Source organism: Nocardia sp. NPDC060259 (assembly GCF_042728775.1).
Taxonomy (GTDB): Bacteria; Actinomycetota; Actinomycetes; order Mycobacteriales; family Mycobacteriaceae; genus Nocardia.
Genome location: NZ_JBHXAY010000004.1, coordinates 131044 through 150095 on the forward strand (window position 1 = coordinate 131044; position 19052 = coordinate 150095).

At 69.0% G+C, this 19052-nt stretch carries 18 protein-coding genes; 4 read left to right on the forward strand and 14 right to left on the reverse strand.

Translation table 11 applies throughout. The features are described 5' to 3' along the window. Positions 1 to 183 precede the first annotated feature (183 nt). Positions 184 to 900, forward strand: coding sequence for a GNAT family N-acetyltransferase (locus ACFWF2_RS03475; RefSeq protein ID WP_379304186.1), 717 nt, complete (start codon positions 184 to 186; stop codon positions 898 to 900). Between the two features lie 7 nt (positions 901 to 907). Here ACFWF2_RS03475 and ACFWF2_RS03480 read toward each other — a convergent pair whose 3' ends face one another. Together ACFWF2_RS03480 and ACFWF2_RS03485 are read right to left on the reverse strand one after the other, a co-directional pair. Further along, positions 908 to 1756, reverse strand: a complete 849-nt coding sequence (locus ACFWF2_RS03480) for an alpha/beta fold hydrolase (RefSeq protein ID WP_379304188.1) — start codon at positions 1754 to 1756, stop codon at positions 908 to 910. Positions 1757 to 1823: 67 nt separating this feature from the next. Then, entirely contained in the window at positions 1824 to 3080 is a 1257-nt protein-coding gene (locus tag ACFWF2_RS03485) for an aspartate kinase (RefSeq protein ID WP_379304190.1), read from the reverse strand. Positions 3081 to 3281: 201 nt separating this feature from the next. Between ACFWF2_RS03485 and ACFWF2_RS03490 the strand changes: the two genes are divergently transcribed. Next, positions 3282 to 4406 carry an ACT domain-containing protein gene (locus ACFWF2_RS03490; protein WP_379304192.1) on the forward strand — a complete coding sequence of 375 codons (1125 nt, stop codon included), beginning with the start codon at positions 3282 to 3284 and terminating at the stop codon, positions 4404 to 4406. Positions 4407 to 4529: 123 nt separating this feature from the next. Here ACFWF2_RS03490 and ACFWF2_RS03495 read toward each other — a convergent pair whose 3' ends face one another. From ACFWF2_RS03495 to steA, 12 genes are all read right to left on the reverse strand, one after another. Next, on the reverse strand, positions 4530 to 5102 hold the full coding sequence (locus ACFWF2_RS03495; protein ID WP_379304194.1) for a hypothetical protein: 573 nt from the start codon (positions 5100 to 5102) through the stop codon (positions 4530 to 4532). Between the two features lie 462 nt (positions 5103 to 5564). Then, the gene (gene der, locus ACFWF2_RS03500) at positions 5565 to 6983 is read right to left on the reverse strand and encodes a ribosome biogenesis GTPase Der (RefSeq protein WP_379304196.1); all 1419 of its coding nucleotides are present in this window, start codon (positions 6981 to 6983) and stop codon (positions 5565 to 5567) included. Then, positions 6980 to 7684 (reverse strand): (d)CMP kinase, encoded by a 705-nt coding sequence (gene cmk, locus ACFWF2_RS03505; RefSeq protein ID WP_379304229.1) that lies wholly within the window; start codon positions 7682 to 7684, stop codon positions 6980 to 6982. Before cmk ends, der begins: the two co-directional genes overlap by 4 nt. Positions 7685 to 7722: 38 nt before the next feature. Further along, positions 7723 to 9045, reverse strand: coding sequence for a pseudouridine synthase (locus tag ACFWF2_RS03510; RefSeq protein WP_379304198.1), 1323 nt, complete (start codon positions 9043 to 9045; stop codon positions 7723 to 7725). An 8-nt stretch (positions 9046 to 9053) separates the two neighbouring features. Next, positions 9054 to 9710, reverse strand: a complete 657-nt coding sequence (gene scpB, locus ACFWF2_RS03515; protein WP_379304200.1) for an SMC-Scp complex subunit ScpB — start codon at positions 9708 to 9710, stop codon at positions 9054 to 9056. Positions 9711 to 9780: 70 nt separating this feature from the next. Continuing rightward, entirely contained in the window at positions 9781 to 10665 is an 885-nt protein-coding gene (locus ACFWF2_RS03520) for a segregation and condensation protein A (protein ID WP_379304202.1), read from the reverse strand. After that, on the reverse strand, positions 10662 to 11495 hold the full coding sequence (locus ACFWF2_RS03525) for a ParA family protein (protein ID WP_355281243.1): 834 nt from the start codon (positions 11493 to 11495) through the stop codon (positions 10662 to 10664). Before ACFWF2_RS03525 ends, ACFWF2_RS03520 begins: the two co-directional genes overlap by 4 nt. Before the next feature lie 249 nt (positions 11496 to 11744). After that, positions 11745 to 12683, reverse strand: a complete 939-nt coding sequence (gene xerD / locus ACFWF2_RS03530) for a site-specific tyrosine recombinase XerD (RefSeq protein ID WP_379304204.1) — start codon at positions 12681 to 12683, stop codon at positions 11745 to 11747. Positions 12684 to 12736: 53 nt separating this feature from the next. Continuing rightward, positions 12737 to 13393, reverse strand: a complete 657-nt coding sequence (locus ACFWF2_RS03535; RefSeq protein WP_379304206.1) for an NUDIX domain-containing protein — start codon at positions 13391 to 13393, stop codon at positions 12737 to 12739. Positions 13394 to 13481: 88 nt separating this feature from the next. Next, positions 13482 to 15203 (reverse strand): CTP synthase, encoded by a 1722-nt coding sequence (locus ACFWF2_RS03540; protein ID WP_379304208.1) that lies wholly within the window; start codon positions 15201 to 15203, stop codon positions 13482 to 13484. 172 nt (positions 15204 to 15375) lie between these two features. Beyond that, on the reverse strand, positions 15376 to 16317 hold the full coding sequence (locus ACFWF2_RS03545) for a copper transporter (protein WP_379304210.1): 942 nt from the start codon (positions 16315 to 16317) through the stop codon (positions 15376 to 15378). Then, a complete protein-coding gene (gene steA, locus ACFWF2_RS03550) occupies positions 16314 to 17519 on the reverse strand; it encodes a putative cytokinetic ring protein SteA (RefSeq protein ID WP_379304211.1) in 1206 nt (401 codons plus the stop codon). Before steA ends, ACFWF2_RS03545 begins: the two co-directional genes overlap by 4 nt. A gap of 164 nt (positions 17520 to 17683) precedes the next feature. On the opposite strand from steA, the gene ACFWF2_RS03555 reads away from it, so the two are divergent. Then, on the forward strand, positions 17684 to 18505 hold the full coding sequence (locus ACFWF2_RS03555; protein ID WP_379304212.1) for a CPBP family intramembrane glutamic endopeptidase: 822 nt from the start codon (positions 17684 to 17686) through the stop codon (positions 18503 to 18505). Positions 18506 to 18620: 115 nt separating this feature from the next. Continuing rightward, the gene (locus ACFWF2_RS03560; RefSeq protein WP_379304213.1) at positions 18621 to 19040 is read left to right on the forward strand and encodes an SRPBCC family protein; all 420 of its coding nucleotides are present in this window, start codon (positions 18621 to 18623) and stop codon (positions 19038 to 19040) included. The last annotated feature ends 12 nt before the right edge of the window (positions 19041 to 19052 follow it).

A 19052-nucleotide genomic window follows, 5' to 3' on the forward strand; every position in this document is an offset into this window, starting at 1 on the left:
GGCGAATTTCCGGCGACGACATCTCGTCTGTTCGCGCGGGTGAACGCGCCACGTTCGGCTATCTTGTGCATCTAGTTTTCGATGCTGCTGGATCGTTCGTGTCGCTTCGCCGCAATCACGTGCCGCGTGAGATCCACGCCTCGTGTTTCCGGCGACCCCATCAGACGAAGGACGCCGGTCACCATGCCCGCACCCGTTATCCTCCACGGCCGCATCGTACGGCTGGAACCCCTTGCACCCCACCATGTTCCCGGCCTGGTCGCGGCTGCCGCCGCGCTCGGCCCTGCCGGGTTCACCATCGTCCCGCACGGTGAGCAGGAGGCGCGCACCTACGTCTTCCAGGCCGAGGCCGCGCAGCTGGCGGGCACCGTCCTGGCCTTCGCGATCGTCACCCTCGACGAGGAATGCGTGGTCGGGGCGACCAGGTTCACCCGGCTCGACTACTGGCAGGGTCCGCTGAGCTGGCCGCTGTCGGCCGAGCCCGTCACCGCCCTGCCCGGCGGGGCGATCCCCGACGCGGTCGAGATCGGCAACACCTGGCTGATGCCCGCGGTCCGCGGCGGCCTGGTGAACCTCGAATCCAAGCTGCTCATGCTCACCCACGCCTTCGACGGCTGGGGTGTGCGACGGGTGAGCTTGCGCGCCGACGCCCGCAACCTGCGCTCGCGTACCGCGATCGAACGGCTCGGTGCGGTGAGCGACGGTGTGCGCCGGGCACATTCGCGTGGGCTCGACGGCGCGGTGCGCGACACCGCGTTCTATTCGATCCTGCACGACGAGTGGTCGGGAGTGCGGCTGCGGATCATCGAGCAGCTGGCCGCCCGCGCCGCGGTGCCGCGCGCGCCGCTGATCCCGGCGACCGCCGAGGCGTTGCGGCCCTTGGCTTCTCCGATCGGCTGACCGGGGGTCACTTCGGCACGGACTCGATCCGCTCGGCGATGATCTCGGCGAGTTCGTACGGGCGCTCCTCGGGCAGCCAGTGCGAGGCGCCGTCGATCACTTCCAGGCGATAGTCACCGGTCACGTAGCGCTCGGTCAGTTCGGCGCCGCGGCGCGCCAGTGCCGTGTCGCCGGAGCTCCAGACATGGGTCACCGGAACCCGGACCGGCGCCGACATGGCGCGCTGTCCGGCCAGCGGGAGCGCGCGGTACCAGTTCAACGCACCGGTGAGCGCACCGGCGTCGACGATCTCGCTGTGCACCCTGGCGATCGCGTCCGGCGCCATGCCCGTGCCTGACAGCGCCCGGTCCAGCAGTCCGGGCCGGGCGAGCATGAACCGCTCCGGCAGCGCCGGGAGCTGGAACAGACCCATGTAGTAGGAGCGGGCGAGCTGATCGCTGCTGACCAGCGAGCGCCGGAACGCGCCGGGATGCGGCACCGACACCGTCACCAGCGTGCGGACCAGGTCGGGCCGGGCGCCGGCCACCGACCAGGCGACCATGGCGCCCCAGTCGTGGCCGACCAGATGCACCGGCCCGCGGTCGATCTCGCGGATCAGCGCGACCACGTCGCCGACCAGTTCGGAGACCCGATAGGCGAATCGGCCCCGCGGGCGCGCGCCCGGCGAGTAGCCACGCTGATTCGGGGCGATGGTGCGGTAGCCGCGGGCGTTGAGCAGCGCGGTGAGCTCGGACAACGAGCTCGCGGTCTGCGGAAAGCCGTGCAGCGCAAGGACGACAGGGCCGTCGATCGGTCCGGAGTCCACCACGTCGAAACGAAGTCCGGCATGGGTGAAGGAGGTCAGTCGGTTGCTCAAGGGAACCCTCCGGTCGATCGACGGCCTAATTGACTTGTCGGTAAATTACCTGGCGTTCAGTCGGTCGTCAACGACCGGTGCCGCCGTGGACGACCGCGACTTCGGCGCCGCCGAGGTCGAAAGCCCGATGCAGCACGCGGACCGCCTCGTCCAGGTCCGTGTCGCGCACCAGCACCGAGATCCTGATCTGTGAGGTGGCGATCAGGTCGAGGTTGATGTTCGCCGCGGCCAGCGCCTCGCAGAACGTCGCGGTGACGCCAGGGTGGTTCTTCATCCCGGCACCGATCAGCGAGACCTTGCCGACGCGATCGTCGTAGCGGACATCGGCGAAACCGATGTCGGCGCGGCGCTCGCGCAGCAGTGCCACCGCGCGGGCGCCGTCGGCGGCGGGCAGGGTGAAGGTGATGTCGGTGCGACCGGTGCCGGTGTTCTGTACGACCATGTCGATGGGGATCTCGGCGTCGGCGACCGCTCGGAACACCTGCGCCGCGTAGCCCGGCTCGTCGGGCAGGCCGACGACGGTGACCTTGGCCTCGGTGCGATCGTGCGCGACGCCGGTCAGCACGGCCTGGTCGGCGGGGATGTCGGCCATCGAACCGAACACGGTGGTGCCGACGGCGTCGGTGTAGGACGAGCGCACATGCACCGGCACGTGGTAGCGGCGCGCGTATTCGACGCATCGCAGCATCAGCACCTTCGATCCGCAGGCCGCCATCTCGAGCATCTCCTCGTAGGAGATCTGGTCCAGTTTCTGCGCGTCGGGCACGATGCGCGGATCGGCGGTGAAGACGCCGTCGACGTCGGTATAGATCTCGCAGACATCGGCATTCAGCGCCGCGGCCAGCGCGACAGCGGTCGTATCGGAACCGCCGCGGCCCAGGGTCGTGACGTCACGGCTGTCCTGGCTGACGCCCTGGAAGCCGGCGACCAGCACCACCTCGCCGTCGTCGAGAGCGCGGCGGACCCGGTCTGGATCGACCTCGATGATCTTGGCGTTGCCGTGCGCGCCGGTGGTGATGACGCCTGCCTGGGAGCCGGTCAGCGACCTGGCATCGGCACCCAGCGAGTGAATCGCCATGGCCACCAGGGCATTCGAGATGCGCTCACCCGAAGTCAGCAGCATGTCCATCTCCCGCGGCGGTGGTGCGGGCGCCACCTGGCCTGCCAGATCCAGCAATTCGTCGGTGGTGTCGCCCATGGCTGAGCAGACCACCACCACATCGTGACCCTGCTTCTTCGTCTCCACGATCCGCTCGGCGACCCGCCGGATCCGCTCCGCGCTCGCCACCGACGATCCGCCGAATTTCTGCACAACCAGGGCCATCCCTCGTCCTCTCCCCTGCTCGCCCACGCGCGATCCGCGGGTGACTCTTCCGAGTATCCCGGCATTTCTGGCACGACTGTCCTGATTCGTGGTGAAAACAACTGCCGCCGAATGGATCCGGCCGCGATACTGACTGGACGGGGGTGGCGCGAGCGGCGTTCGTACCCGGCTCGGCAGTTATCGGCGGTTAGGCGAATTCCCATGACCAATCAGCTCTTTCGTTCCCCACGCGGCTCGTTCGGGGTCGCCGTTCTCGGCGCCGGAGCGCTCGCCACGGAGGTCACGCGGATCCTGCGCGACACGCGTGGCGACTTGCGGGAACGCGCCGGTGCGGAGCTGGTGCTCGACGGGCGGGTGGAGCTGGTCGTCGATGCGACCGAGGACATCGACTCGGTGACGGCGATGCTCGACGCACTGCGCGAGGGCCGGTCGGTGATCACCGCGAACACCGCGCTGATCGCCGAGCACGGGCACCGGCTGGCCGCGGCCGCCGAGCAGCACGGCGCCGACCTGTTCTTCGAAGCGGCGGTGGCGGGTGGGGTTCCGGTGGTGCGGCCGCTGACCCAGTCGCTCTCCGGTGACCGGGTGAATCAGGTGCTCGGGGTCTTCCCCGCCGAACACAGCAGGCACGCGGCCGCGCAGGCGGCGATCCTGGCGACGCTGGCGTTCCATACCCGGGTGGAGGTCGGTGACGTGCACTTCGAGGAGTCCGGCCCGGCGACGGCGCACGATCTCGACGCCGCCGAGGCACTCGGCCTGCGCCTGCGCACGCTCACCGTGTGCACCAGAGTCGCCGAAGACGGTGGCAAGGAACAGATCTCGGTCCGCGTGCACCCCGCGCTGCTCCCGGCGACCGATCCCCTCGCCCGGGTCGACGCGCCGTTCAGCGCGGTGGCCGTCGACGCCGCGGGCGCGGGCAGGCTGATGTTCTACGGTGACGGCGCCCCAACCGCCACCGCGTCGGCCCTGCTCGGAGACCTGATCACCGCCGCCCGCAATCGCGTCAACGGCGGGCGCGCACCCCGCGCCTCCTACTACGCCGAACTCCCCGTCGCTCCCCTCGGCGACACCCCGGCCCGCTTCTACCTGAACCTGCGGGTCACCGACCACGCCGGTGCGCTGGCCCAGGTCGCGGCGGTGTTCGCGGAACACGGCGTGAGCATCGCGCGGCTACGCCAGGAGCACCGCGGCGACGACGCCCACCTGATCGTCCTCACCCACCGCGCCCTGGAGTCGGCGCTCACCGACACGGTCGACGCGCTCGCGGACGCACCCTGCGTCCGCGAGGTGACGACCCGATGGCGGATCGAGGGCACCGACGACTAGTGCCGTCATCGACCATTCCGCACGAAAGCCGTTCAACGCATCCCAGTTTCGCCGATTCGCGATTCGTCGGTCTGCCGCATGGGGCGGAGGGTGGCTCGCCAGCAGCATATCCGCTCAGCCGGTCTAATCCGATCCCACCGGGACCAGCTCCTCATCCTCATCGACCCACTGCCACAGCGGCGTTTCCGAGAGAACTACGGCAACAGCATGTTGATAGCTCAGTCCCGTCTCGGACCGAAACCCTCGTAGACGATTCAGTATGCCCGGCAGATTGTCACCGAGACCTTTCTTCTTCCTGGCTTCGACGACAAGCAGATTCAAGTCGTTGTATCCGCGGCGATGGACGATCAGATCAGGACGGATCAGATCGGGCCTCGTGCCGCAATGGTGGTCATTTCCACCGGAATGCTTGGTGTCTACATCGGGCGCTCGCTTCGGACCGCGGACCCCGCCGGCATCGGTCATGCGGTTGAACTCGCAATCGACACGAAGATCGCTACCATCGCGCTCAATCATCGGTACCAAACACCAACCGATACGGAACATCATCGATATCTCATGGGCGTCATCTTCCAACAGCTCCGGTTCCTCACATACAGCGTTGAGAACCGCTGCCGCCAGGAAGCGGCGCAGTTCAGCCCGGCCCGGAGGTTGCCCAGCCTTCTCCGTGGGGGCAGGGTCGTCGGTCGAGCTCACTGGTCCTCCTAGTCGAGGGGCGACTTCGGCGGCGGGCCGACGTGCTCGCCAAGCACGCTGAATCCCCCAAACCCGCGTCCACGCAGCATATGTTCTCTGCACGTGTTTGCCGAGGGCGTGGGATTCCGCAGTGCCACCGCTTTGCGAAAAGCGCTGAGCGGGTGGGCTACTCGCCTCGGCGGGCGTCCGTCGGTTCGTAGCGGCGGGTGAAGTCGAGGATGGCGGCATTGACCTCTTTCGGGATCTGGTAGAAGACCCGAGTCCGAGGAGACGACCATCCGCGCGGACGCCGAGATCAGCCCGCTCGCCGTCGCCGGGCTGGCCCAGGGAATGCTCACCGACAACGATATGGCCGCGCGCGCACCGCAACTCGTCGACCATCTGCTCGACCGGGTGATGATCGCCTGACCGCCGAAAAGCAGCGAGCCCCGGGCAGTTGCCCGGGGCTCGCGTGGTGACGTTCTACTTCTTGCGTTCCTTCTTCTCGCGCACGCGCACCGAGATGCGCACAGGCGAGCCGTCGAAGCCGAACTCCTCGCGCAGGCGGCGCTCCAGGAAGCGGCGGTAGCCCGCCTCGAGGAAGCCGGTGGTGAACAGCACGAACGTCGGCGGACGGGTGCCCGCCTGGGTGGCGAACAGGACGCGGGGCTGGCGGCCGCCGCGCATCGGCGGCGGGGTGGCCGCGATGACTTCCTTGAGCCAGGTGTTCAGGCGGCCGGTGGAGATGCGCTTGTCCCAGGACTCGAGCGCGGTCTCCATCTGCGGCACCAGCTTGGCCACGGCGCGGCCGGTGTGGGCGGAGATGTTGACCCGCTGGGCCCACGGCACCCGCACCAGATCGCGATCGATCTCGCGATCGAGCATGTAGCGGCGGTCCTCGTCGACCAGGTCCCACTTGTTGAACGCCAGCACCAGCGCGCGACCGGAGTCGGCGACCAGGCTGATCACGCGCAGGTCCTGTTCGGTCATCGGCACCGAGGCGTCGATCAGCATGATCGCGACCTCGGAGGCCTCCAGCGCCGACTTGGTGCGCAGCGAGGCGTAGAACTCGGTGCCCGAGGCGTTGGACACCTTGCGGCGCAGACCGGCGGTGTCGACGAACTTCCACACCTTGCCGCCCAGTTCGACCAGCGAGTCGACCGGGTCGACGGTGGTGCCCGCGACATCGTGGACCACCGAACGCTCGTCGCCGGCGAGCTTGTTGAGCAGGCTCGACTTGCCGACGTTCGGCTTGCCGACCAGCGCGACGCGCCGCGGTCCGGCGGCGCCGGTGCCTTCGCGCGGGGTCTCGGGCAGTGCGGTGAGCACGTCGTCGAGCAGGTCGCCGGTGCCACGGCCGTGCGCGGCCGAGACCATCCGTGGCTCACCGAGACCCAGCGACCACAGGCTGGCCGCCTCGAGTTCGACCTTCTGGTCGTCGACCTTGTTGGCCACCAGGATCACCGGGATCTTGGAGCGGCGCAGTTTGCGCACCGCGGCCTCGTCGGTCGCGGTGGCGCCGACGGTCGCGTCGACGACGAGCAGGATCGCGTCGGCGGTCGCCATCGCCACCTCGGCCTGGCGGGCGACATGCTGCTGCAGGCCCTTGGCGTCGGGCTCCCAGCCGCCGGTGTCCTGCACCAGGAATCGGCGCCCCGCCCAGCTGGCCTCGTAGGAGATGCGGTCGCGGGTGACGCCGGGGACGTCCTCGACGACGGCTTCACGGCGGCCGAGAATGCGGTTCACCAGGGTCGACTTGCCCACGTTCGGGCGGCCGACCACGGCGACGGTGGGCATGGCGAGGTGTTCGTCACCCTCGTGCTCACCTTCGAAATCGGCGATCTCCCAATCGGCTTCGTCGGACCAGGTGCCGTCTCCGACCAGAACCTCTTCGTCGATCATCGCGAACCTCCTGTCGTGGCCGAAAGCTGCTGGGCCACCACGCGGTAGAGCTCGTCGATGGTCTCGTCCATCGTCAGGTCGCTGGTGTCGACGAGCACCGCGTCGGCGGCGGGGCGCAGCGGCGACACCGTGCGGGTGGAATCGAGGGTGTCGCGACGCTGCACGTCGGCCAGCACGGCCTGGTAGTCGTCGCCGCGGCCCTCGCGGATGTTCTGGGCATTGCGCCGCTGGGCGCGCGCCTCCGCGGAGGCGGTGAGGTAGATCTTGGCGTCGGCGCCGGTGAGCACGACGGTGCCGATGTCACGGCCCTCCACCACGATCCGCCCGGCCATCGCCGCGATCTCGCGCTGCAGGGCGACGAGCTGCTCGCGCACCTGGGCCACCGCGGACACCGCGGAGACAGCTTTGGTGACGGCATCGCCGCGGATCTCGGCCGAGACGTCCTCACCGTCGAGCTCGATCACCTCGTGGCTCGGGTCGGTGCCGATCGACAACGGCAGCGCCGCAACGGTTTCCGCGATGGCGGCCGGATCGGTCAGGTCGACCTCGGCGCGCAGCACGCACAGCGTCGCGACCCGGTACATGGCGCCGGTGTCGAGGTAGCGGGCAGCCAGGCGGGTCGCCAGCCTGCGCGACACACTGGACTTGCCGGTACCGGACGGGCCGTCCATGGCGACGACGAGTGTGCCCTCGCCGGTCATCCGGTCGCCGGCGAACTCCACCGGGAAATCCACTCCGTTCACAGCTGCACCGCCTCGTAGAGTTTGCCGATCTCGTCCCGGCCGAGCACGCGCAGCGTGCCGGGACGCTGGTCGCCCAGTGCCACCGGGCCGATGTGGGTACGCACCAGCCGGATCACCGGGTGGCCGACCTCGTCGAGCAGCCTACGCACGATGTGCTTGCGGCCCTCGTGCAAGACGAGCTTGACCAGCGAACGACCCTCGTAGGCCTCGAGCAGCATGAACTTGTCGACCTTGGCCGGGCCGTCCTCGAGCTCGACGCCCTCACGCAGGCGCTTGCCGACCAGGCGGTAGTTGACCTCGCCGTTGACGGTGGCCAGGTAGGTCTTGGGCACCTCGAACGACGGGTGCATCAGGCGGTGCGCCATCTCGCCGTCGTTGGTGAGCAGCAGCAGGCCCTCGGTGTCGGCGTCGAGACGGCCGACATGGAACAGGCGCTGCCCGGCGGCGATCCGCTCGGCGACAATGTCACCGACGCAGGGGCGGCCAAGATCGTCGGACATGGTGGACTGCCAGCCCTTGGGCTTGTTCAGCACCAGGTGCACGAGTTCGTCGCGGACGACGACGCGGGTGCCGTCGACGCGCACGACCGCGTTCTCCGGATCGACCCGCAGACCCTGCTCACGCACGATCTTGCCGTCGACCTCCACGCGGCCGGCGGCGATCATGTCCTCGGCCGCGCGGCGCGAGGCCACCCCGGCCTTGGCGAGCACCTTCTGCAGGCGTTCACCTTCGCCCCAGGGCAGCTTCTTCGGGCCCTCGGTGTTCTCGGCGTGCTGGTGACGCGCGGGCTTGGCGTTGTTCAGGATCGTCGGCGCGACGACCTTGCGCTGCGGCTTGGCGGACTTGGTCTTGCGGGCCGGCGCCTGCGAGGTTGCCGGGCGGGCGGTGCCGCCTGCCCGCTGGCCGCCGCGCGCCGGGCTACCTGCCGAGCCGGAGCTGCGCTGGTAACCACCCTCGCGGCGGTCGTCGCCGCCACGCTGGTAACCGCCACGGCGATCGTCGCCGCCACGCTCGTAGCCGCCCGCGGAACCACCACGCCGATCGTCGGTCGCGCCGCGCTGGTAGCCGCGGCCCGCCGATCCGCGGCGGTCATCGGTGCCGCCACGGGTGAAGCCACCCGAGGAGGGGCGGCGGCCGGTCGACTCACCGCGCTCGTATCCGCCGGTGCCGCGGCGGCCGGTCGCATCGCTGCGGCTGCCCGACTGCCCGGTGCGCGCGGTGCCGCCGCGGGTTCCCGTGGTCCGGTTCGCGCCGCTACGGGGCTGGTCGGTGCGTTTTCTTCGGTCCGGTGTGCCATCTCGGCGAGCGGAATTATTCATCTGTCCTGTCAATCGTCGGTGCCGAGATCCATGTCGGACTCGGTCGTTTTCTTCAGCCTGGTGAACCGGGGGTCGGTCTCCATGCTCTCGCTGATCTCGTCGATCAGGTCGACGCCGGGAAGCAGCGGCGCCAGCGGTGGCAGGTCGCCCAGTGAGGCGAGCCCGATCCGTTCGAGGAACAACTCGGTGGTGCGGTACAACGTGCCGTTGGTCTCCGGGTCCTGACCGACTTCCGCGATCAAGCCCCTGGCCAGCAGTGTGCGCATCACTCCGTCGACGTTCACCCCGCGGACCGCGCTGACCCTGGTCCGGGTCACCGGCTGGCGGTAGGCGATCACCGCCAAGGTCTCCAAGGCGGCCCGGGTCAGCTTCGTCCGGGCCCCGTCGAGCAGTACACGCTCGACATAGGGCGCGTACTCCTGTCGAGTATAGAAGCGCCAGCCGTCACCGACGAAACGCAGGTCGATGCCGCTGCCCCGCGCGGTGAGCTCCGCCGACATGGCCCGCAACGTGGTCTCGACCCGCTCCGCGGTGTCGTCCAGGGCCGCTGCCAGCTGTTCTACCGGCGCGGGAGCGTCGACGACGAGCAGCATCGCCTCCAGCGCCGACCGCAGTTCGGGATCGTCGAGCGGCTCGGAAGTGAACTCCACCACTGTCTCGGTCATGCTGTGCCCTCCTGGATGATCGCGAGCCCTCCGTGGTTACGCTGCGCTGCCGCCGCCGGGCCTGACCCGATCATCCGTAGTCCTCCTCGAAGGTCAGTGCTGCCGCTTCGGCATCTGGGTCCAGCTCGCCGAGCCAGCTCACGGCCAGCGGCCCGAGCGGATCGGGCTGGTCGAACGCGATGGTCTTGCCGCGGTACAACTCGAGCAACGCCAGGAACCTGGCCACGATTTCCACCGGCACCGTGCAGTCGTCGACCAGTTCGGCGAAGGTGGTCCACCCGCCGGGACCACGCTCCTTGAGCCGGGCCAGCACCAGTTCGGCCTGCTCGGCGACCGAGATCGTGTGCATGTGCAGATGCCCGAGGCCGACCTGGGCGATCGGGCGTGGCCGGAACGCGGCCGCGGCGATCTCGGCGAACGCGGCGATGTCGACGCCGAGGGTCACTTCCGGCAGCAGCCCTTCGAACTGTTCCTCGAGCGCCACCGAACGCGGATACCGGCGCAGCGCGGCCGCTTCCAGCTCGGCCAGCAGCGCGGCCACCTGTTTGAACGCCCGGTACTGCAGCAGGCGGGCGAACAGCAGGTCGCGGGCGTCGAGCAGTTCCAGATCGTCGGCGTCGGTCATCTCGCCCGACGGCAGCAGCCGGGCCGCCTTGAGGTCGAGCAGAGTGGCCGCGACGACGAGGAATTCGGTGGTCTGATCGAGGATCTTGTCCGCGCGCAGCTTGGTGTTCTCGGCGAGCTCGGCGGTCAGCGCCTTGGTGTAGGCGATGAACTCGTCGGTGACCTGATGCAGCGCGACCTCGGTGACATCGAGTTTGCGCGAGCTGATCAGCGTCAGCAGCAGATCGAACGGCCCCTCGAAGTTCTTCAGCCGCAGGTGGAACCCGGTGTTCTCGGCGGCGGGTGCCGCTTCTTGCTGAGCCTCTTGCACCTCGGGTATTGCGTCGATCACCGGCCCGACCGGTGGATGACTTCGCGTGCCATGGCCCGATACGACTCGGCGCCCGCCGATTTCGGCGCCCAGGTGGTGATCGGCTCACCGGCGACGCTGGCGTCGGGGAACCGCACGGTGCGGGAGATGGCGGTGTCGTAGACCAGGTCGCCGAACACCTCGACCACGCGCGACATCACCTGACGGGAGTGCAGCAGCCGGGCGTCGAACATGGTGACCACGATGCCGTAGAGGCTCAGGCGCGGGTTGAGCCGGTCGCGCACCTTCTCGACGGTGTCGTTGAGCAGGGCCAGACCGCGCAGCGAGAAGTACTCGCATTCCATCGGGATGATGACGCCGTCGGAGCAGGCCAACGCGTTGACGGTGAGCAGGCCGAGCGAGGGCTGGCAGTCGATGAGGATGTAGTCGTAGCGGTCACGCACACCCGCGAGAGCCCGGCCGAGTGACTGCTCGCGGCCCACCTCGTTGACCAGCTGGATCTCGGCCGCGGAGAGGTCGATGTTGCTGGGTAACAGGTCCATGCCGTCGACCTTGGTGGTCTGCAGGACGTCGTCGACCGTGGCCTTCCCGCCGATCAGCAGGTTGTGCACGGTGAGATCGAGATCGTGGTGGGCGACGCCGAGACCGGCCGAGAGCGCACCCTGCGGGTCCAGGTCGACGAGCAGCACGCGGCGGCCGTATTCGGCCAGGGCCGCACCGAGATTGATGGTCGAGGTGGTCTTGCCGACCCCGCCCTTCTGGTTGCACATGGCCACCACCAGCGCGTCACCGTGACGCTGCACCTGTGGCGGCTCGGGTACCAGTCGCAGCGGGCGCCCGGTCGGGCCCATCTCGACGGCCTCGGCGACCTGCTCCGGTCCACCGTCCCACGGTGTTTCCGCTGTCGTCACGATCCGCTGCTCCTTATACGTTTTCCTGCCGGTAACCCCTGTCGAGGGTAGCGAGGCCGATTCGGCTCGGACTCACTTTCGTACGGTCCAGCTCTGGGTAGACGCTACCGCTCGGACCGGTGAGGTACGGCATGGCAACGCCGGGCGTGTTCGCACCATACCCGCCGGGCACGACCGTGCGGTGGCGGTTCACGTGGCCCGCGGATGCGCGGTCGCCCAGACCTCGCGCAGCGTGCTCACCGTCACGAGCGTGTAGATCTGGGTGGTCGTCACCGAGGCGTGGCCGAGCAGTTCCTGCACGACCCGCACGTCGGCGCCGCCGTCGAGCAGGTGTGTCGCGAAGGAATGGCGCAGGGTGTGCGGCGAGACCGCCGCCCCGATGCCCGCCCGTTCGGCCGCCGTCTGCAGTACCTGCCAGGCGCTCTGCCGCGACAGCCTGCCACCGCGCGCGTTGAGGAAAAGGGCTCCGGCGGAGCCTTTTCCGCTCGCGGCGAGGGTGGGGCGGCCGCGGATCAGGTAGGCGTCGACCGCGGCGAGGGCGGGTCTGCCGATCGGGACGAGTCGCTGCTTGCCGCCCTTGCCGTGCAGGACGACACATCGCTGCTCGGCATCGATGTCGTCGACATCGATGCCGACCATCTCCGAGATACGTGCCCCGGTGGAGTACAGCAGTTCCAGCAGTGCGCGGTCGCGCAGACCGCGCGGTCCCCCGTCGGCGCCACCCGAATCACCGTCGCCGCCTGCGGCTTCGAGCAGTCGCAGCACCTGGTCGTAGGGCAGCGCCTTGGGCAGCCGCCGGCCAGGGGCAGGCGGTTTCACGGCATGCGCCACGTCGGTGTCGGTGATCCCCTCGGCGGCGGCGAACCGATGCAGACCACGCACCGCGATCAGCGCCCTCGCCACCGATCCCGCGGCCAGCGGCGGATGATCTTCCCCGCCGGAACGCAGCACCATGGTGAACTCCGCGACATCGCCCTGCGCGACCGCGCGCAGGTTCGCGATGCCGCGTGCGGTGAGGAAATTCCGGTAGCGGGCCAGGTCACGACGGTAGGCGCCGAGAGTGTTGCGCGCGGCTCCGCGCTCGACCGCCAGGTGGTCGAGGTAGGCGTCGATCTCCCGCGACAGCACGCCCGGCCCCGGCTAGTCCCTGCCGACGGCTGCGGCAGGGACGGCCGCCGTGCTCACGCGTCGCTACCGTTGGCCGCGGACTCGGCGGCCTTGCGGCGCAGGAACGCTGTCGGCTGACCCGCCCACGGCGCGTCGGCCGGACGCAATGGCACCCCGCTCGCCGTAGCCGCGGCGTACGCGAGCACGCCGGCGACCGCCGTCGCGTTCACGATCTCCCCGGCCAGCGCCGCGCGCACCGCCTCGGCGACCGGCATCCTGACCAGCTCGAGATCGGCTTCCTCGTGCTCCGGGTCGGGCCGGTCGGTCTCGGTGAGCCCGGTCGCGAAGAACACCCGCAGCGCCTCGTCGGTGAATCCCGGCGACAACGCCACATCGACCAGCACCGACCACTCGGCGGCGGCCAGGCCCGTCTCCTCGGCCAGCTCGCGCTTGGCCGCGGTGAGCGGGTCCTCGCCGTCGATGTCGAGCAGCCCGGCGGGCAGTTCGAGCAGCCGGGTACCGATCGGATGCCGGTACTGGCGGATCAGGACGACATTGCCGTCGTCGTCGAGCGCGAGCACCGCGACAGCGCCGTGGTGCTCGATAACCTCGCGATCGGCGATCCGCCCGTCCGGCATCGCGACTTGATCCTGGCGCAAGGCCAGGATCGCCCCGCTGTAGAGCACCCGGCTGGAGACCGTCTCGAAGTCGTGGCTACCGGGCTGGCTCATGTCCTGTTTCCATTCGGCATGCTCGGGCGGCCTGCGTGGTCACGCTCCGCTACCTCCTCCGGCCGCTGACCGCTCATGCCGGATTTCCTCAGAGATCCGCGGCGTGCTCCGCGAGCTCTTCCTCCGGGAAGTCTACGGGAAGGCGTTCGGCCAGTTTGTATTTCAATGCCGCGTTGATCAGCGCGGCGAACAGCGGATGCGGCCTGGTCGGACGGCTCTTCAGTTCCGGGTGCGCCTGGGTGGCGACGAAGAACGGATGCACCGAGGCCGGGTACTCGACGAACTCCACCAGGTGCCCGTCGGGCGAGGTGCCCGAGAACACCAGGCCGCTCTTGGCGATGGCGTCGCGGTAGGCGTTGTTGACCTCGAACCGGTGCCGGTGCCGCTCGGAGACGTGCTCGGAGCCGTACGCCTGCGCGACGACCGACCCCTTCTGCAGCGTGGCCGGGTAGGCGCCGAGGCGCATGGTGCCGCCCAGATCGGCTTCACCGGCGACGACGTCTTCCTGGTCGGCCATGGTCGAGATGACCGGGTTCTTGGTGTCGGGCTCGAACTCCGCCGAGTTGGCGTCGTCGATGCCGACCGAGCGCGCCGCCTCGATGACCACGCACTGCAGGCCGAGGCACAGGCCGAGCAGCGGGATGCCGCGGTGGCGGGCATACCCGATCGCGCCGAGCTTGCCTTCGATGCCACGGATACCGAAACCACCGGGGATCAGCACCGCGTCGACGTCACGCAGCGCCGCCTGGGCACCCGCCTCGGTCTGGCACTCGTCCGAGGGCACCCAGCGGATGTTCACCTTCGCCCGGTGCGCGAAGCCACCGGCACGCAGGGCCTCGGTCACCGACAGGTAGGCGTCGGGCAGGTCGACGTACTTGCCGACCAGCGCCACCTCGACGGTCTCGCGCGGCGAATGCACGCGGTCGAGCAGATCGCCCCACACGGCCCAGTCCACATCGCGGAACGGCAGGCCGAGCTTGCGCACCACGTAGGCGTCGAGGCCTTCGCTGTGCAGCACCTTCGGGATGTCGTAGATCGACGGCGCGTCCGGCGTGGAGATGCACGCCTCCACGTCGACGTCGCACATCAGCGCGATCTTGTTCTTGAGCCCCTGCGGCACCTCACGGTCACAGCGCAGGATCAGCGCGTCGGGCTGGATACCGATATTGCGCAGCGCGGCGACCGAGTGCTGCGTCGGCTTGGTCTTGAGCTCACCCGAGGGCGCCAGATACGGCACCAGCGACACATGCAGGAAGAACACGTTGTCGCGACCCACGTCGTGGCGGATCTGGCGCGCCGCCTCGAGGAACGGCTGCGACTCGATATCGCCGACGGTGCCGCCGATCTCGGTGATCACCACGTCCGGCACCTGGCCCTCGAGATCGGGGCCCTGCATCGCCATGATGCGGTTCTTGATCTCGTCGGTGATGTGCGGGATCACCTGGACGGTGTCGCCCAGGTACTCGCCGCGCCGCTCCTTGGCGATGACCGTCGAATAGATCTGCCCGGTGGTCACGTTCGCGTCCTTGGATAGATCGCGATCGAGGAACCGCTCGTAGTGGCCGACGTCGAGGTCGGTCTCGGCGCCGTCCTCGGTGACGAACACCTCGCCGTGCTGGAACGGGTTCATGGTGCCCGGATCGACATTCAGATACGGGTCGAGCTTCTGCATCGTCACCCGCATGCCGCGCGCGGTCAGCAACTGACCGAGGCTGGAGGCGGTGAGACCCTTACCCAAAGAGGAGGCGACGCCACCGCTCACGAAGATGTGCTTGGTGGCAGTTCGAGCCTGATTCCGTGTTTGACCCACGGAACTCCAGAGTAGCAGTAGCCAGCCTCTCCGCGTATTTAGCGGGTCGTTAGCGGCGGGGTGTGTTGGCAGTCGGGCCCGCGGTGAGATGGTCGGCGGCTGCTGGGCGTGCCCGGTGAGTTACCCATGTGCTCACGAAATCAGTTGTCTCGACGGGCCATGGAGATGGCTGTCAGCGAGGCATGGCGACCATTGTCAGTGAGGTGGCGGTCGGGCCGGTTCCGTAGCGGCCCGCGCCACCGGTGAGTTGTTCGGTGAAGGCGAGAGCTGTTGTGACCCTGCCTATTTCGCGGTCGAGGTTGTCGACCGTGGTGACCGTTGCCGCCAGGGGCGCTTGGGCGCGGACATGGGCGATGGCGGCGCTTCCCTCGGCGGCGCCTGCCCGGCCCGCGAGCACGGTGCCTGCCGCCCTGGCGCGGACCGCGCCGGTGAAGCGGGCGATAGTCGCACCCTGTCCGGTGTCGGATGCGACACCGTTGCCGGTGACCACCACGGCGAGTTGCGCGGGTCGCACTGGAGTGTCGCCGTAGGCGAGGAAGCCGCCACCGCGCAGGGTCTCCAGGACCAGCGAGAGTTCGGGCGCGGTGCTGCGCGGCTGATTCGTCGCGGGGTCGAGCAGCAGGGTCAGGCCGAGCAGGTCGCCGGCCATGCTGCCCTGATCGACCGCGCCGGTCCGCAATTGCGCGCCGGCGGGGACGATATTGGTCAGCGCCGAGCGCATCCGGTCGCCCTCGCCCGCGTCGACGAACGCGTCGGTCAGCGCGATCCGGCCGGTCACCGCGGCGCCCGCGGTCTCGAGCGCCTTGCTCACCCCGTCGATGTCGCCGGGGTCGGCGTCGGGGGTGGTGAACACGACGACGCTGCGGTCGGCCAGCGCGCCGCCGAGAATGCGCCCCGCCGAACCGGCGATGAACTGGTCGGCGGCATCGAGCCTGCCGGTCAACTGCTCGTTCTGTGCGGTCAGCGCGTCGACCTGGCCGCGCAGATCACTTTTGTCCGAGCGCAGGCCGGACAGCATGTCCGAGGCCAGGGTCTGCGAGCCGAGCACCACGCCGACGGCCAGGGCGAAGAAGATCGCCGCGATCGAGATGGCGTGGTGACGCAACGAAATCACAGCAGACCACGCATCCACAGAACGAACCGGTTCCAGTACTCGACCGCCCAGTCCAGCACCTCGGCCCCGTTGCGCGAGGCCAGGACCACCACGACGATCGCGACCAGCGCAGCCAGCACCACCAGCGCCAGCGCCGCGCTCGGGGACCGCTGCCGGTACAGCGTCGACATCGCGTTCGCGTCGACCAGTTTCGCGCCGACCTTCAACCGGGTCAGGAACGTCGCCGGATTGCTGTCCCGCCGGCCACGGTCGAAGAAGTCCTCGAGCGACGCGGGCGAACCGGCCAGCACGATCAGCGACGCGCCGTGATGATCGGCCAGCATGAGCGCCAGATCGGTCGGCGAGCCCGACGAGGGGAACGTGGTCGCGCCGATGCCGAGATCCTGGATGCGTTCCAGACCCCTGGCGTGCCCGCCGGTGTCGGCGGGCAGGATCATCTCGGCGCCGGATCGCAATGTCTCCGTGCTGATCTCGTCCGGATCGCCGACGATCAGATCGGGCGTGTACTTGAGCTTGCGCAAGGTGTCGGCACCGCCACCGACGCCGATCAGGATCGGCGCGTACTCCTTGATGAACGGCTTGAGCCGCTGCAACTCCTCGAGATGCCCCGGCCCGTCGGCGATCACGACCACGTGCCGGTTACGCAGTTCCAGTTCGATATCGGGCACGCCGATGCCGTCGATCAGCAGCGCGCTCTCGGTACGGACGAACTCGGCGGTGTTGCCCGCGAACGCGTCGAGGTGATCGGCGAGGCCGTTGCGCGCCTCGATCATCAGGTCGGCGACATCCGACTCGTCGAACTCGATGCCCTCGACCAGGACCTCGGGTTCCTTCTTGATGATCAGCTTGTCCTCGTAGACGATGCCATCGTCGATGCGCACCTTGGTGCCGTCCTTTATCTTGCCGAAGGCATCGGAGGACACCGTGTCCACCAGCAGGATCCCGTTGGCAACCAGCACCTCCGGGCCCAGGTTGGGATATCGGCCCGAGATGGACGGCGAGGTATTGATCACCGCCACGACACCGGCCTCGACCAGCCGGTCCGCGATGTGGCGGTCCAGATCGGTCTCGTCGAGGACCACCACGTCCCCGGCGCTGACGCGCCGCAACAGTCGCCTGGTGTCACGATCCACCCGGGCGATCCCGGTGACACCGGGAAGCGTTTCCGTGCTCCTCCTCGACAACAACGCCGGCATCTTCATGTCGCCGATGATGCGGGCAAACCCTCAACCTTTGGTGGAGGCGCGCCGGATTGCCGGTCGCCTTCGTCGAATCACAGCAACCTGCCGGCACACCCTGTTCCCGGTCGGCTGACGGCCGGCAGGAAGCTCACCACGCACCCGCGGTACCGGATTATGTTGGGAGAATGGACTTTTCCCGCGACCGCGGCTCCGCGATCGGCGCGGCGTGCGTCGCGATCTACGTGACCGCGGTGACCGCACTGGCACTCACCGGGCATACCGCGCTGCGGACCAGCGCCGACACGCACGACACGCGCTCGATCCTGTCGATCTGGCTGCCTGCCGCCGCGGGCATCGCGCTCGCCTGGGCCGTCCGGCCGCGGCGATCCGCCACCGACCCGTTCGCCGCCGACTCCCCCGGCCGGGTCGCCCGTCAGGCCTGGATGCTGGCCGCTGTGGCGGTCGCGTTCGCGATCGCGGTGCATCTGCTGCCCGGCGACGGCTGGTTCCTGCTGTTGAAACTGGCGTTGTTCGCGATTCCGCTGCTCGCCCGCTGGGCCACCGTGCGCGAGTGGGCGCGGGTCGACACCCGAGGGCGATGGTTGCGGCCGCTGCCCGCCGTGCTCGCGTTCGCCGGGCTGGCGGCCTGGCTGCAACCCTGGTCGGGCGGAACGGTTCCCGCCCCGGTCGTGCTGGTCGTCGTGTTCCTGGTGAACGCGGTGATCGAGGAGGTCTTCTACCGCTTCTGGCTGCAGACCCGGCTGGAGTCCCGGTACGGCCGATGGCCCGCGATCGCGCTGACCGCCCTGCTGTGGGCGAGCTGGCACACCGCGATCCAGGGTGGGCTCGGCCTGCCGCTCGACCTCGCCGCGGTGATCGCCAACCAGGGCGTCACCGGACTGTTCCTCGGCTACCTGTGGTCACGTCACCGCAATCCATGGCTGGTGATCGGCGTGCACGGTCTGCTCAACGCGCCGATCACCATGCTCGCCGCGGCACTGTCCTGAGCGCTCAGGACGCGAGGAAGGTGCCGTAGCCGGTGACGACCGTGGCCAGATCGGAGCAGGGGCGACAATTACCCGTATGCTGCGGGTCACAGACATCTCGGACAGGAGACACATCATGCCCCGCAGCACCGTCGAGACGGTTTTCGACGCCCCTCGCGACATCGTCTACCGCCTCTTCACCGAGCGTGAGGCCGTCAGCCCCTACCTGCCGATCCAGGTCAAGCTGATCAAGCAGGGCGATCCGGCCACCGGCGTCGGCGCGCAGCACCTGCTCGGCTTCGGCAAGGCAGGCGTCACCGAGGAGATCACCGCGCTGGTCCCGGGCGAGCGGATGGAGTACAAGATCGTCAAGGGCGCCCCGGTCAAGCGCCACGTCGGCATCGTCACCTTCGCCGACACCTCCGCCGGCGGCACCCGCGTGGTCTACACGATGGAGTCCGAGCCGTCGCTGCCCGTGCCCGCGCCGGTGCTCGAGTTCGGCCTGCGTCAGCTGACCAACCAGCTCATCGGCGGCGTGCGCAAAGCCCTGAAGTAGTCGCCTCGGCGT

What these genes read in the sequence shown, in the direction of transcription:
- ACFWF2_RS03475 (WP_379304186.1), top strand. Translation starts at nt 184, where the DNA reads ATGCCCGCACCCGTTATCCTCCACGGCCGCATCGTACGGCTGGAACCC.
- ACFWF2_RS03485 (WP_379304190.1), bottom strand. Translation starts at nt 3,080, where the DNA reads ATGGCCCTGGTTGTGCAGAAATTCGGCGGATCGTCGGTGGCGAGCGCG.
- ACFWF2_RS03490 (WP_379304192.1), top strand. Translation starts at nt 3,282, where the DNA reads ATGACCAATCAGCTCTTTCGTTCCCCACGCGGCTCGTTCGGGGTCGCC.
- der (WP_379304196.1), bottom strand. Translation starts at nt 6,983, where the DNA reads ATGATCGACGAAGAGGTTCTGGTCGGAGACGGCACCTGGTCCGACGAA.
- cmk (WP_379304229.1), bottom strand. Translation starts at nt 7,684, where the DNA reads ATGACCGGCGAGGGCACACTCGTCGTCGCCATGGACGGCCCGTCCGGT.
- ACFWF2_RS03510 (WP_379304198.1), bottom strand. Translation starts at nt 9,045, where the DNA reads ATGAATAATTCCGCTCGCCGAGATGGCACACCGGACCGAAGAAAACGC.
- scpB (WP_379304200.1), bottom strand. Translation starts at nt 9,710, where the DNA reads ATGACCGAGACAGTGGTGGAGTTCACTTCCGAGCCGCTCGACGATCCC.
- ACFWF2_RS03525 (WP_355281243.1), bottom strand. Translation starts at nt 11,495, where the DNA reads ATGGGCCCGACCGGGCGCCCGCTGCGACTGGTACCCGAGCCGCCACAG.
- ACFWF2_RS03535 (WP_379304206.1), bottom strand. Translation starts at nt 13,393, where the DNA reads ATGAGCCAGCCCGGTAGCCACGACTTCGAGACGGTCTCCAGCCGGGTG.
- steA (WP_379304211.1), bottom strand. Translation starts at nt 17,519, where the DNA reads ATGAAGATGCCGGCGTTGTTGTCGAGGAGGAGCACGGAAACGCTTCCC.
- ACFWF2_RS03555 (WP_379304212.1), top strand. Translation starts at nt 17,684, where the DNA reads ATGGACTTTTCCCGCGACCGCGGCTCCGCGATCGGCGCGGCGTGCGTC.
- ACFWF2_RS03560 (WP_379304213.1), top strand. Translation starts at nt 18,621, where the DNA reads ATGCCCCGCAGCACCGTCGAGACGGTTTTCGACGCCCCTCGCGACATC.